General features: G+C 65.0%; 13 protein-coding genes. 7 read left to right on the forward strand and 6 right to left on the reverse strand.

Annotated elements, in window-relative coordinates:
* Positions 1–38 precede the first annotated feature (38 nt).
* Positions 39–1,265, reverse strand: a complete 1,227-nt coding sequence (locus CAL12_RS05905; protein WP_086063644.1) for an alpha/beta hydrolase family protein — start codon at positions 1,263–1,265, stop codon at positions 39–41.
* 526 nt (positions 1,266–1,791) lie between these two features.
* On the opposite strand from CAL12_RS05905, the gene CAL12_RS05910 reads away from it, so the two are divergent.
* Positions 1,792–4,650 (forward strand): autotransporter family protein, encoded by a 2,859-nt coding sequence (locus CAL12_RS05910; protein WP_086063645.1) that lies wholly within the window; start codon positions 1,792–1,794, stop codon positions 4,648–4,650.
* 6 nt (positions 4,651–4,656) lie between these two features.
* Here CAL12_RS05910 and CAL12_RS28020 read toward each other — a convergent pair whose 3' ends face one another.
* Positions 4,657–4,803: a hypothetical protein gene (locus CAL12_RS28020; RefSeq protein ID WP_157792899.1), complete on the reverse strand. Its 147-nt coding sequence runs from the start codon at positions 4,801–4,803 to the stop codon at positions 4,657–4,659.
* Between the two features lie 50 nt (positions 4,804–4,853).
* Between CAL12_RS28020 and CAL12_RS05915 the strand changes: the two genes are divergently transcribed.
* Complete coding sequence (locus CAL12_RS05915; RefSeq protein ID WP_269768426.1) at positions 4,854–5,102, forward strand: UTRA domain-containing protein; 249 nt, start codon at positions 4,854–4,856, stop codon at positions 5,100–5,102.
* Positions 5,103–5,138: 36 nt separating this feature from the next.
* Here CAL12_RS05915 and CAL12_RS05920 read toward each other — a convergent pair whose 3' ends face one another.
* On the reverse strand, positions 5,139–5,891 hold the full coding sequence (locus CAL12_RS05920) for an IclR family transcriptional regulator (RefSeq protein ID WP_198298385.1): 753 nt from the start codon (positions 5,889–5,891) through the stop codon (positions 5,139–5,141).
* Positions 5,892–6,070: 179 nt separating this feature from the next.
* Here CAL12_RS05920 and CAL12_RS05925 point away from each other — a divergent pair, with 179 nt between their 5' ends.
* From CAL12_RS05925 to CAL12_RS05940, 4 genes are read left to right on the forward strand one after another with little or no spacing between them, the layout of a single operon-like run.
* A complete protein-coding gene (locus CAL12_RS05925) occupies positions 6,071–7,057 on the forward strand; it encodes a Bug family tripartite tricarboxylate transporter substrate binding protein (RefSeq protein ID WP_086063648.1) in 987 nt (328 codons plus the stop codon).
* Positions 7,058–7,065: 8 nt separating this feature from the next.
* On the forward strand, positions 7,066–7,860 hold the full coding sequence (locus tag CAL12_RS05930) for an SDR family NAD(P)-dependent oxidoreductase (RefSeq protein WP_198298386.1): 795 nt from the start codon (positions 7,066–7,068) through the stop codon (positions 7,858–7,860).
* Between the two features lie 28 nt (positions 7,861–7,888).
* Complete coding sequence (rraA, locus tag CAL12_RS05935; RefSeq protein ID WP_086067699.1) at positions 7,889–8,386, forward strand: ribonuclease E activity regulator RraA; 498 nt, start codon at positions 7,889–7,891, stop codon at positions 8,384–8,386.
* Positions 8,387–8,396: 10 nt separating this feature from the next.
* Positions 8,397–9,191, forward strand: coding sequence for an SDR family NAD(P)-dependent oxidoreductase (locus CAL12_RS05940; protein ID WP_086063649.1), 795 nt, complete (start codon positions 8,397–8,399; stop codon positions 9,189–9,191).
* A gap of 22 nt (positions 9,192–9,213) precedes the next feature.
* Here CAL12_RS05940 and CAL12_RS05945 read toward each other — a convergent pair whose 3' ends face one another.
* The 3 genes from CAL12_RS05945 to CAL12_RS05955 all read right to left on the reverse strand — a co-directional run bounded on the left by CAL12_RS05945 (position 9,214) and on the right by CAL12_RS05955 (position 12,385).
* Complete coding sequence (locus CAL12_RS05945) at positions 9,214–10,065, reverse strand: fumarylacetoacetate hydrolase family protein (protein WP_086063650.1); 852 nt, start codon at positions 10,063–10,065, stop codon at positions 9,214–9,216.
* A gap of 78 nt (positions 10,066–10,143) precedes the next feature.
* Positions 10,144–11,310: an enolase C-terminal domain-like protein gene (locus tag CAL12_RS05950; RefSeq protein ID WP_086063651.1), complete on the reverse strand. Its 1,167-nt coding sequence runs from the start codon at positions 11,308–11,310 to the stop codon at positions 10,144–10,146.
* 34 nt (positions 11,311–11,344) lie between these two features.
* Positions 11,345–12,385 carry a Bug family tripartite tricarboxylate transporter substrate binding protein gene (locus tag CAL12_RS05955; protein WP_086063652.1) on the reverse strand — a complete coding sequence of 347 codons (1,041 nt, stop codon included), beginning with the start codon at positions 12,383–12,385 and terminating at the stop codon, positions 11,345–11,347.
* Between the two features lie 117 nt (positions 12,386–12,502).
* On the opposite strand from CAL12_RS05955, the gene CAL12_RS05960 reads away from it, so the two are divergent.
* A complete protein-coding gene (locus CAL12_RS05960; protein ID WP_086063653.1) occupies positions 12,503–13,414 on the forward strand; it encodes a LysR family transcriptional regulator in 912 nt (303 codons plus the stop codon).
* Positions 13,415–13,420 lie beyond the last annotated feature (6 nt).

The raw sequence follows: 13,420 nt of genomic DNA on the forward strand, positions 1-13,420 counted from the left end.
GGCCAGGTGCGGCCGGCGAGGCGCGGCCGGTGACGGCTTCAGATCAACGGGTGCATCGCCGACTCGCGCAGCGCGCGCTCGTCGATCCCGAACACGTCGGCAAGCCAGTCCGCCATCAGTTCCTGGCCCAGGGTCGGGTTGTCGTGCTGGCAGTGATCCGCACCGGTCTCGTCCTCGGTCACGAAACGCAGCGTGACATCGACGCCCTTCGCCTTCGCATAATCGGCGACCTTCCGCGCCGCGGCGACGCCCAGCACGTCGTGGCCGCCGTGGACGATCAGGTAAGGGCAGCGCATGTGGTCGAGATGGCCTTCCAGCGCGAAAGGCCGTGCCTTCTCCATCGCTTCTTTCATGGAACTCGCGCCGAACACGGTCTTGATGTGGTCCGCGAGCCCGTGGTCTTCCCTGGCATTGGCCCACAGCTCCGTGATGGACCAGATCGCGCCATGCGAGATGGCCGCCGCCAGCCGGTGCTCGTAGCAGGCCGAGCGCGCGGCGTAGTAGCCACCCAGCGAGGACCCGCAGACCGCTATCCGGTCCGGATCGATATCCTGGCGCGTCAGCAGGTAGTCGATGCACTTGCCGACCGGGACTTCATAATCGGGCCGCGTCGGTATCTTGTGCCGGCGCAGCGTGCCGCCCTGGCCCGGACCGTCGATCATCAGGACCGATATGCCACGCTGCAGCGCGCCGTGGGCCTGCATGAACCACATTTCGTCCTTGATCGAATCCAGGCCGCCCATGCAGATCAGGACGGGCTGCTTGCCGTTGTCAAAGGGTGCCCGCACGAAATACGCGTAAAGCGGCTTGCCGTCCTCGTAAGGAATGTGTACGACCTCGCCCGCTGGATTCAGGTTCTCGATGAACTTGCGCGAGCATTCCTCCATGTTGGTGAAGGCGACCAGGCGGCGCGGGTCCGAGTATTCGAGCCAGAATTCGGTATGGCGGTAGTAGTTGGCGGCGCGCAGCCAGCAATTCATCGCGGTGCGGATGTGGCCTTTGGCGTAAGCGCCATCGCCGCGGGCCTGGTTGAAGTCGGCAATGCGCTGCCATTCGCGATGCCAGCTTTCCTTGTCGCCCGGCACCATGCGGCTGGCCGCCAGGAAGCACTCGGACACCGCGCCGCCGCCTTCCTGGGTTTCGCCGAGCGCGCGACGAAACTGATAACTCATCCACGGGTAAGCAGGCCAGTGATGCCAGCCGTAAGGCTGGTAGACGCCATGCGTGACATCGGTGACCTGATCGATCAGAAGCTCTTCCGCCATGTGCCGACTCCGAAACTGGGATGTGATGGACGGTGGGGCCGATCGCGCCGCAACTACGTGGGGAAAGGGCCCGTTCAACCGCTTGAATCGATCCTAGTGGCGCGGCCAAAACGCGGTCAAAGGAGAATCTGGGCTTTTCCCAGATAGCAATAAATTCTCGGGAAAACGATAGCGTCGGCTGCGGCGAGGCGGGTCCGGATGCCTGCGCGAGCGGCGTATGCCCTTGCGCAGCCCGCCCGCCGTCTTCTCGCTATGCGGGAAGCCGGCGTGAGGCTCGATGCTGTCCAGGCGTATGCGGGCGGATGGTATCCGGAGTGGCAACTCTACATCTTTATGACGGTATCTAGTATGTATCTTCGCCTAACTGGATGGTATCTACTCACTAAATGCTTGGTATTACCGCGAAAGGCGTATACATTGCGTTTTTTTTTGCGAATGCTCTTCCTTGCGGATCCGCATTCGTGGGAGTCGGAAACGCCGTCCCGGAACCTGCGGACGGCATGCGCCAGAAGGGGAATCCGAAGCTATGGCTAAAACGAAGAAGTTGCTCAAGGCAACGCTCGCGCTCAGCGCAACGTATTGCGGCGGCGTCATGGCCGCCGACCTGGTCGTGGGGCCGACCGATACCAGGCTCATCGATGGCTCCGCCAGTTTTCCGGGGGGCGTGGACGTCAACGGCGGCACCCTGGTGATCGGCAGCACCGGTCCGGGCGCCGGCACCACCCTCGACGGGAATGTCGCCGCGACCGCGGGCGCCACCGTCGGCGGTTTCGGCGCGGTGAACGGCGATCTCAGCCTGACGGGAAATGCGCGCGTCGCGCCAGGCTACCCCGTGGGTACGCCGACCGGGGTGTCCAACGGGAATATGGTCGTCAACGGCAACCTGTCCATCAGCAATGCCGCGTTCGACTTCGAAACCGGCTATGCCGGGCTGCCGATTACGCAGCCTGGAACCGGCGACAACATCACCGTGGGCGGCAACGTCGCACTCAACAACGCCACGCTGAATGTCTCGGTGAATACGCTGGGGGTCAACGCCGGCTATTACCGGATCATGTCGTACGGCGGTACCTTGAGCGGCAACGGCCTGGCCCTGGGCACCGTCAGCGGCGATTCGCTGCCCGCCGCCACCATTCAATCGCTGACGGGCGACAAGCAGATCAACCTTATCCTGGGTCCGAGCACGACCAATCTCTGGAACGGCAATGGCGTGGCGTCCGCGACCCGTGCCGGCGGCGGCGATGGAACGTGGACGGCCGCCAGCACGAACTGGAACAGCCCCACCAACGCCACGGGAGCGCTGCCCGATGGCGGGTACGCCATCTTCACCGGCGCCGCGGGATTGGTGACGGTCGACGGCGGTGCCGGAGCGGTGCGCGTGTCGGGCATTCAGTTCGCCACCGACCGATACCGCCTGCAGGGCGCTCCCATCACCCTGGTCGCCAGTGGCGGCAATCCACCGGCGATCGTGGTGGGTGACGGCACCTACGCGTCGGGCCAGTTCGTCGACACCATCGACAATCCTCTGCAAGGCACGAGCGGTTTCGTCAAGACCGGCCCCGGGTCGGTCATCCTGAATGCCGACAGCAGCGGGCTCAGCGGCCCCATCCTGATCGCCGACGGCGCCCTGGAGATCAATGGCAAGCTGAACGGCCCCATCGACATCGGGCGTGAGGTCGTGCTGGCCGGCGTGGGCCAGGTCGGCAGCACCACGCTATATCCCACCGCGGTCATCTCCCCCGGCAATGACGCGTCGCCGATCGGCACGCTGACGGTCAACGGCAACCTTACCTTCGGCCAGGACACCATCTATCGGGTGCATGCGGATCCGGCCAGCAGCGCCAGCGATCACATCCACGTGACCGGCATCGCCTACCTGGACGGTACCGTCGCGCACGTGGGGCCCAATGGCAACTATGCGCCGCGCACGACGTACAACATCCTGACGGCGGACGGGGGCATCCAGGGGCGGTTCACCGGTGTGTCGAGCGACTACGCGTTCCTGACCCCGACGCTGAGCTATGACCCGAAGAATGCGTTCATGACGTTGACCCGCAACGACGTACCGATAGGCAGCGTAGGCAACACGGGCAACCAGGGCAGCGTGGGCGGCGCGCTGGATAACGAAGCGCCGCCGGCCAACGGTAACGGGGCGCCAGCGGCGGGCAATGGCGGCGCCGGCGGCGGCACTGGTGGCGCCACCGGTGCCAGCGGTGCAAGTGGCGCGAATGGCGGTGCCGGCGTGGGCGGCGTGCCGGGCGGCGGCAATGGCGCCGCGGGCTCGGTGGCCGGCGCGGCCACCGGTACTGGCGCCAGCCAGGTCGCCGCGGCGGTTCTCGCCATGACGCCGGAACAGGCGCGTTCGGCCCTGAACATGCTTTCCGGTGAGGCCTACGCCAGCACCGCCAGCGTGTTGCAGGGCCTGGGCGACACCGTGCGCACGCTGCCGATGGCCCATCTGCGTGGCAACCTGGACGCACCGGCGGTGGCGGGACGGCCGACGGCGCAATTGGGAGCGCCATCCGCCGACGCCTTTCCAAGCAGCGGCGCATCGCCGGTGTGGGCACAGGTGTTCGGCAACTGGCGCACCTTCTCGGGCGACGGCAATGCGTCCCGTGTGCGGCAATCCGATGGCGGGCTGTTCGTCGGCGGCGACGGCGCGGTCGGCGGCGGCTGGCGGCTGGGCGGCGCGGTCGGCTACATCGGCAGCCACAGTTCCATCGACGACGTGTCGTCGCGCAGCAGCATCGACAGCTACACGGCGACGGTGTTCGGCGGGCGGAACTTCCAGGCGGGCGCTGGCCATTTCCGCTTTACCGCGGGCGCTGCCTACACCTGGCACGACATCGATACCAAGCGCGACGTGGCGGCGGGCGCCCTGAACCAGCAACTGGAATCGTCCTATCACGCCTCTTCGACGCAGCTGTTCAGCGAATTGGGCTACAACCTGCCCCTGGGCGACGCCTACACCATCGAACCGTTCGCGGGCGTGGCCTGGAACCAGTTGCGCACGCGCGCCTTCGATGAATCGGGCGGCACGGCGGCCTTGCACGGGTCGGCGGATAACAGCGACGTGACGAGCACCACGCTGGGCCTGCGCGGTTCATGGCAGTTCGAATCCGAGCGCGCGCCGGGGCGCCTGACCGCATCGCTGGGTTGGCGCCACGCCATGGGCGATGTGACGCCCAGGCAGGACCTGTCCTTCGACGGCGGCAGCACCTTCACGGTGGCGGGCGTCCCGATCGCCCGCGACGCCGCGGTACTCGGCCTGGGCATCGAGATGGCGATCACGCGCAACACCACCGCCGCGATCAGCTACGACGCGCAGTTCGGCGGCGGCAACCGGCAACAGGCGGGGCTGTTCAAGGTGGCCATGCGGTTCTAGCAAAACTCAGTCGATCTTCAGGTCGGCGTCCTTCACCACCTTCGTCCATTTCTTCGTTTCGGCCGCGACGAAGGCGCCGAAGTCTTGGGGTGTGCTGTACGAGACCTCATCGCCTTGCGCCGCCGGGCTGGCCTGCACGGTCTTGTCGGGCAATGCGATCTGCCGTCATGGCCGCCGGTCCCCCGCTGTAGGGAATATGGGTGGTGCCGAGTCCGTTTGCCTGCTTGAACAGTTCGCCCGCCAGCTGTGGGAAGCGGACAGCGCGAGCCCACCAGTCCATGTCCATTGGCATCGCGGATGCCGAGACGGCACGGCTGCTGCGCGTGTCAGCTGGCAGTCCGGTCGTGAACGTGACCCGCGTGTTCCTGGATGGCAAGGGGCTGATCCTGTACTACGCGGATGTGATCTATCGCGGCGATTGGGTGCGCTGGGAAATTGAGCTGCAGCCGTGATCGGCGCGGGCGACTACCCGCGCCGCCGACCATGCGTTACGGCTTCAGCGAATCAAGCAAGGCGCCGACTTCGACGGCCTGCGCGCGCAACAACTTCGCCATTGCCTCGACTCTGTCTCCGGATAGGCGTTCGGCAATGGCGGAGATGCTCAACGCACAGACGGGCCGCCCCTCGCGGTCCGGTATCGCGCAGCCGATAGCCCAGATCGCCGGCACGATCTTCCCGCGCATGAGAGCGTAGCCGTTCGACCGCGTGGCCTGTACATCGGCGAGGATTTCATCCAGCGAATAGCTGGGGTAGTCTCCGAGCCACTTCCGGTTTCTTTCCAGCATACGGGCGACCGTTCCATCATCCATGGCGGAAAGCAGCGCCAGACTGCCCGCGCCCACACCTAGAGGACGACGGTCGCCCACATTGAGCACCAGCGTACGGATAGGAAAGCTGCCGAGTTCCCGCGCGATGCATACGGCGCCGGAGCCCTCGACGACTGACGCGAACACGGTGTCGCCACTGACCCGTGCGACCTCCTCAAGCGCCCGCCGGCACGCACTCGCATACGACTGCGCAAGCGCGCTTGCGCCAAGCAGTGCAATCGTGGATCCCAACCTGTAGCGTTTGCTTTCCAGGTCTTGGTAGACCAGACCGGCGTCAGCGAGGGCGGCCAGCAGGCGGTGCGTTGTGCTTTTGCCAAGTTCGGTCTCGCGGCCTACATCGGTAAAACTGGCGCCGTCCGGGGCATATCGGCCAATCGCCTTGAGCACGTTGGCGAGTCGCATGACGACCTTCATGGACCCGTCAGGGCCGGTGTCGTCGATCACATCTTGGTATGGCTGGCGGGGCGGCATGTTGCGGATTCTACTGAAAAACGCATTGACAGCTCCTACTGGGCTCGCATAAAGTTCCTTAGAGCGGAACTAATGGTTCTGTAAAAAGGAACTGTGATTCGTCAATATTGTGGAGTGAGACCATGTTCGATAAGGCGTTGTCACGCCGCCGGATGTTGAGAATGTCCGTTGGCACCGTTGCGGTCGCCTACCTGCCGGCGCAGGCCCAGGGCAATTGGCCCAGCCAGCCAATCCGTATCGTGGTGGGCAATACGGCGGGGGGAACGCAGGATCCGATGGCCCGTATCGTGGCTGGAGGTATGAGCAAGGAACTGGGGGTGTCGGTCATCGTCGAAAACCGCCCCGGCGCGAATAGCAACATCGGCGCGGAGGTGACGGCACGCTCGCGGCCCGACGGCTACACGCTGTATGTCTACTCCACGTCCAATGCCATCAACGCCTCGCTCTATCCCAAGCTGAACTACGACCCCGTGAGGGATTTCGAGTTCGTCGGCCTTTTTGGCGGGTCCCCGAATGTGCTGGTAGTCAATGCGAGTCTGCCTGTCCATAGCGTCGCGGACCTGATCCGCTACGCCAAGGAGTCCAAGAGCGGCGTCACGTTCGCCTCGTCCGGCACCGGCTCGTCCACCCATCTATCCGCGGAGATATTCAAGACGCAGGCGGGGCTGAATATCCTGCATGTCCCCTACAAAGGTGCGGCGCCGGCGCTGGCGGACCTGCTTGGCGGACAGGTCCAGTGCATGTTCAACGCGGCGTCCTCCACGGTGGCGCTGATTCAAAGCGGCAAGCTGCGGGCGCTTGCCGTGACCAGCGCGCAGCGCATGCCACAGCTGCCCGACGTTCCAACATTGGCGGAATCGGGATTTCCGGGTTTCGACATCACGACATGGAATGGGCTGGTCGTCCCGGCGGGCACGCCAGTGCCTGTCGTAATGCGGTTGAACGCAGCGCTCAATGCAACGCTGGCAATGCCGTCCACGCAGAAGTCGTTTGCAGATCTGGCGGCCTTGACGATGCCGGGTACCCCGGACGGGATGCGCAAACTGGCGATAGCCGAGATCGAACGCTGGCGACCCGTGGTCCAGGCCTCGGGCGCCAGAGTGGATTGAAGCGAGGCATGGCCATGTTTCCCAAGGATCTGGTCATGACCGGCCGGCTGCTCGAGGGCCGCACCGTGGTGCTTTGCGGCGCCGCCAGGGCACGCGGCATGGGATTGGCGACTGCGCGGCTATTCCATCAGCACGGAGCGAAATTGGTGTTGCTCGATGTAGACCAGGCGGAGTTGGACGCGGCCACGTCAACGTTTCCCGGGCGCTCCGCGTTGGGCTTGCGGATCGATGTCACGGACATAAGTTCCTGCCAGCACGCGATCGCGCAAGCCCTCGATTGGGACCTGGGGGCAGGCCGCATGGATGCCGTCATCAATTTCGCGGGCATTACGCAGAAGCGGTCGTTCATGGAGATCGAGCAGGCGGATTTCGATCTGGTCTGCTCCATCAATCTGAAAGGTGCGTTCAATCTGTCACAAGCGGTCATCGGGCCCCTGCGCGAGCAGCGCAGCGGGAGTCTCGTGCACATTTCCTCGCTGGGTGCGCAGCAGGGTGGGCTGTATGGAGGCGCGCATTACTGTGCCAGCAAAGCCGGCATCCTGGGCATGATTCGTACGCTGGCCGTCGAATTGGGGAAAGACAATGTGCGCGTGAATGCAATCGCGCCCGGTCTCGTCATCACCGACTTTTCCCGTAGCGGTCGGACGGATGAAGAGAAGCAGGCTTCCGCAGCGGGCTGGCCTTTGCAACGAGCCGGCAGCGTGGAGGAAATGGCGGGAGCCTGCCTTTTTCTCGCATCCGATCTATCGACCTACGTTACCGGGGCGACGCTGGACGTAAACGGCGGCGCGTATCTACGCTAAACAGCCGCGCACGATGGCCCATATCGACATGAAACTGCATACCAGCGACATCTTCGATGCCGATCCCGATGCGTCGCGCATATGCGCCATCGACTTCCGGAATTATGGTGGCCGCCGCACTTTCTACGGCCCGTGCCTCACGTTGAAAGTGACCGAGGATCATCGCCATGCATTCTCGCTGCTCGAAGCGCCGGGCGCAGGCCGGATACTGGTCATTGACGGAGGCGGTCCTACCCGCAACGCGTTGTTGGGCGCGACCATGGCTTCGAATGCTTTGCGTCACGGTTGGGCGGGGGCGATCGTCTTCGGCTGCATACGCGACAGCGACCAGCTCGCCGATCTGGATATAGGAATCAAGGCGTTAGGCACCACCGTGCGCAAGGCCTCCGCGCGCATGGAAGGACTGCTGAATGTGCCAGTCGCATTTGGCTCGGCGCTATTCACGCCTGGTGACTGGGTTTACGCGGATTCCGACGGTGTGATTGTGCGCTCGGCTCCATTCCTTCCGCCATGCGGCACAAAGTGAGGACAACATAGTGAAAGGTCGTCTCGAAGGCAAGGTATGCCTGCTCATGGGCGGCGGCGCGACCCTGGCGGGCAGTGGTTTCAGCAATGGCCAGGCCGCCGCGCTCACCTTCGCGCGGCAGGGAGCGAGCTTGGTGGTGGTCGACGTGCGGCTGGAGGCGGCACGGGATACGGTCACGCAACTCGCCCTGGAGGGCTATGAGGCCATCGCGGTGCGAGCCGATGTGAGCAGGCGCGATGACGTGGCGGCCGCCGTGGCGGCCACCATGGAACGGCATGGGCGGATCGACATCCTCTATAACAATGTCGGCATAGAGTATCGCGGCGGTCCAGTGGAAACGCCGGAAGAAGCATGGGACCACGTGCACGACGTAAACATCAAGAGCGTGTTTTTGGCCTGCAAGCAGGTCATTCCCATCATGGAAAGACAAGGAGGCGGGGCCATCGTGAATATTTCCTCGACGGCGAGCCTCCGATGGGGTGGTCTTGCCTATATCTCGTACAACTCGTCCAAGGCGGCGCTGAACCATATGTCTCGCATCATCGCGCGCCAATACGCCGAAAAGCGGATTCGTTGCAACGTCGTGGTGCCGGGCCTGATCGACACTCCCCATGTACGCGTCCTGTATGGGAACGCAAACCCGCAGGAGTTCGACGCCATCATGAAAGACCGCGATGCCAGATGCCCCATGGGCCGGCAGGGAACATGCTGGGATGTAGCCAATGCCGCCCTGTTCCTGGCGTCCGACGAGGCGTCTTACGTCAGCGGTGCGCTGCTGGTGGTGGATGGCGCCTTGTCGGTTTGAGTTTCGTGTTGGGCTGTGCGCGTCACCTTTCGTCCTCAATGCGGTTGCACAGTACGCCTATCCCTTCAATTTCGATCTCGATCGTGTCGCCAGCCTTCATCCACACTGGCGGCGTGCGTGCGTAGCCGACCCCGGCCGGTGTCCCCATGATGATGACGTCTCCCGGCTCCAGGGTGATGGCTTCGGTGACGAGGCACAGCGTTTCTTCCACCGGGAAGAGCATGTGCGCGGTGTTGCTGCTCTGCATGACCGTCCCGTTCAGGCGGGATTGGATTTTCAAGCCGGCCGCGCCGGCGGGCAGCGCCGACGCGGGGACCAGCCAGGGTCCGAAGGCGCCTGTCCGGTCGAAGTTCTTGCCTATCGTCCATTGCGCCGTCTTGCGTTGGTAGTCGCGCAGCGTGCCGTCGTTGAAGCAGGAATAACCCGCCACGGCTTCCAGGGCGTTGGCCGGCACGAGGTGGCGCGCGGTCTTGCCGATGATCACGGCCAGCTCGGCTTCGAAGTCGAGCTTCGTCGACGCGCGCGGGCGCTGCAAAGGTGCGCCGTGGGCCGTCAGGGACGATGGGCCACGCATGAAGAAGCTCGGGTATTCCGGCTTGTTGTTGCCGCCCTCGGCGGCGTGGTCGGCATAGTTGAGGCCCAGGCAGATGATTTTGCCGGGGCGCGGCACCACCGGCAGCAGCGCCACGTCGGCCAGGGGGCGGCGATCCGCGGCAGGCGCCGCGGCAGCCGTCCGTGTCGCCGCGGCGAAGCCGGCAGCGCCACTGGCGCAGAGGCTGGCCATGTCGCCGGGAAGGGCGACGACCGAGTCATCCACCACGGCGCCCAGGCGGGGCGTAACGTCGGTGGCGGTTCGGAAAGTGACGAAGTTCATAGGCGTATTCCAGGGTTACTTGCAGATGGGGGAACGGCGCGGGGGCCGCGCGCGGTCCCGGCTGAGGAGCGATCGGCGTCAGTCCGCACCGACCGTGCGCATCAATGCGTACAGCGCGCTGTGGCCCTCGAAGCCGATGCCGGGCAACTGTGGCGGATGTACATAGCCTTCTTCCACCACCGTACCGTCCGCGTAGCCGCCGAAGGAGCCGAACACACCGGGATAGGCCTCGCAGCCGCCCAGGCCCAGTCCGGCGGCCAGGGCCAGCGACATCTGGTTGCCGCCATGCGGGAAGTGGCTGGACGGCGGCCAGCCCCGCGCTTCCAGATCGAGCACCATGGTGGCGTATGCGGCCATGCCATAGGATTGCGGAGGATCCACCTGGATCAGGTCTTGTCCGCTACGCCAGCCGCCCAGGCGAACCAGGTTCACCACATCCTGCATGCCGTAGAGGTTCTCTCCGGCCGACAGCGGCGGCGCGTAGACGGAGGCGAGCTCCGCCATCAACGAGTAGTCGTTGGGGTCGCATGGTTCTTCGAACCAGCGCAGCCGGTACGGGGCCAGCGCGGCCGCATAGGTGAGCGCCTCGTCGCGCTCGAATTTGCAGTTGGCGTCCACCGCCAGGTGCCCGCTGTCGGGCAACACGCCCAGGGCGCAGTCGATGCGCCGCAGGTCTTCGTCCAGCGACGCGCCGCCCACCTTGATCTTGACGTGCGTATAGCCGCTTTCCTGGTGGTCACGGATCTCGTCGGCCACGTCCCGCGGAACGCCGCCCGGGCGATACCATCCGCCGCCCACGTATACCGACACCCTCTGCCGCATCGGGCCGCCGCGGTATCGGCGCGCCAGCAGTTCCGCGGTGGGCAGGTCCCGCGCCTTGCCCAAGGCGTCCCACAGCGCGGTCTCGATGGTGCCGATGGCGATGCAACGTTCGGCGTGGCCGCCCGGCTTTTCGCCGACCAGCATCGTCGCCACAGCCTTTTCCGGATCGAGCATGCCGGCGGCGTCCAGCAGCGCTTCGGGCTTGGCGCGGAGCAGGCGCGGGAAGAAGCGGTCGCGCATCGATTGGCCGCAGGCATAGCGGCCGGTGGAGTTGAAGGCGTAGCCGGTTATTGGCGCCGCGCCAGCGCCGGGATCGAGCTTGACGGCGACGATGGAGGTGGTCATCTCCGCGAAGGAGAATACCGCATTGCGCATGGTGCTTTGCACCGGAAACGCGGCTTCGTGTAGGGCGATGATGCGCATGGCCTGGTTCGGGGTCCGTGTATGTTGTGTCGCGTCAGCGAGTCTGTTCGATGCCGGCGGCGCGGATCAGCGTGCCGTAGCGTTCGGTCTCGTCACTGATGAACGTGCGGAAGGCGTCCGGTGTGGCCGGCGCGGCGGGCAGGAAGCCGAGTTCGGTCAGCCGTTGGCGTGTCTCCGGGCGGCGTAGCACGCTGTTGACGTCGGCATTTATCTTGCTCACGATGGCTGCCGGCGTGCCGGCGGGCGCCACGAAACCCAGCCATGCGCCATAACGGAAGCCGGGGTAGCCCGACTCGGCTATCGTGGGCACCTGGGGCAGTACGGCAAGCCTTTCGGCCGTGCTGACCGCAAGCGGGACCAGCCTGCCGGACTGCAGGAATGGCAGCACCGCGGACACTCCTGCGAACATCACCTGTATCTGATCACTCACGACGCCGACCGCCGCATCCGATGCGCTCTTGTACGGAACATGCATCAATTTGATGTGCGCGCTGTGCATCAGCATTTCCATCGGCAGATGCTGCGCGCTGGCCAGGCCGCTGGAGCCGAAGTTGATCGTGCCGGGTCTGGCTCGCGCCAGCTCGACCAGTTCCTTCACCGAGCGTGCCGGGAGTCGCGGCGACGCCACCAGCACAAAGGGCGTCTCGCCGATCAGCGCGATGGGCGCGAAGTCCTTCAAGGGGACATAGGGAAGCCTGGCATACAACCATGGGTTGGCCGCCAGGGTAGTGTCGTTGGGAACCAGCAGCGTATAGCCGTCGGCGGGGGCGCGAGCGACCTGCTGTGCGCCGATGATGCTATTGGCGCCGACCTGGTTTTCCACGACCACGCCCTTGCCCCACATCGCGCTCAGCTTTTCGGCCATGAAGCGCGACGCGATGTCGGCACCCGCGCCCGCCGCGAATGGCACGATGGCGCGCACCGGCTTGTCAGGGTACTCGGCATGGACGGTGGTACCCGACAGCAGGGTGGCCAACGCGATCGCGCCCCAGCCTGGATGCTTATGCCGGGTCCGTTTCGCTAGCTGCGCCCAGGCGGATCGTGACGCGCGCGGCGCCTTGTCCATGGTGGCCATGTTGCCTCCGTTTTGTAGTTTGCCTGGGTATTCTGGACCGTGCCGAACCAACTAAAAATAATAGTTTTCAGATACCTTCCATCTATAATTTATATCGCCTTGTACAAGGAGACGCGGATGGATCTGCGGCCGGTGCGGTATTTCCTGGCGGTGGCGGAGAAGGGCAGCATCAGCGCGGCCGCCGCGGTGTTGCACGTGGCCCAGTCGGCCATCAGCCGGCAGATACGCCTGCTGGAGGAAAGCCTGGGCGGCCCGCTGTTCGCACGCAGTGTCGCCGGCGTGGAGCTGACCGACAGCGGTCTCATGTTCCTGGAGCGTGCCAGGTTCATCCTGCGTGAATTGCAGAGCGCCACCCAGGATGTCTCGGATTTCAACCGAGGGATGCGAGGCTCCAATCGCGACGTGCGTGGCACGGTGCGCATGTCGGCGGCTCCGACGGTGGGCCAGGCCCTGTACGGGCGGACCGCGCTGGATTTCCGCCCACGATTTCCGCAGGTCCGGCTCGAGCTGACCGAAAGCCCGACCGAGGACGCGTTGCATCGCCTGTCCGCGGGCACCATCGACATGGCTATCGTCTCGGATCCGGGCAACCAGGAACACATCCGCTTCACGCCCTTGATGAGGCAGGAGATCGCCGTCTTCTGCCAACCGGGCAGCAAGCTGGCCGCCCGGTCCAGCCTGCACGCCCGTGAGCTGGCCAAGCTCCCGATCATCATTTCGCTGGGCTTGCGCAACAGCCTCGAAGCGCAGCACGGCGCGGTGCAGCCCGTCATACAGATGGATGGTGGAGAGGGCGCCGCGCAACTGGCCCGTGCCGGGGTCGGCGTGGTGGTGATGCCGGGGTCGGTCTCGCGGACATCGGCGATCTGGCAGGGCCTGGTGGCGGTGCCGATCCGGGCCTTCTCCGTCACGCGCATGCTTGCCGTTGCCAAGGGACGGCCCGTCAGCCTCGCCGCGAAAGCTTTCCGCGGCGCGATCGAAGAACACGTGGCCCAGTGCGTAAGCGAAGGCCTGTTTCTGGCGGCCTGAGCGCGG

This window comes from Bordetella genomosp. 8 (assembly GCF_002119685.1).
GTDB lineage: Bacteria > Pseudomonadota > Gammaproteobacteria > Burkholderiales > Burkholderiaceae_B > Bordetella_C.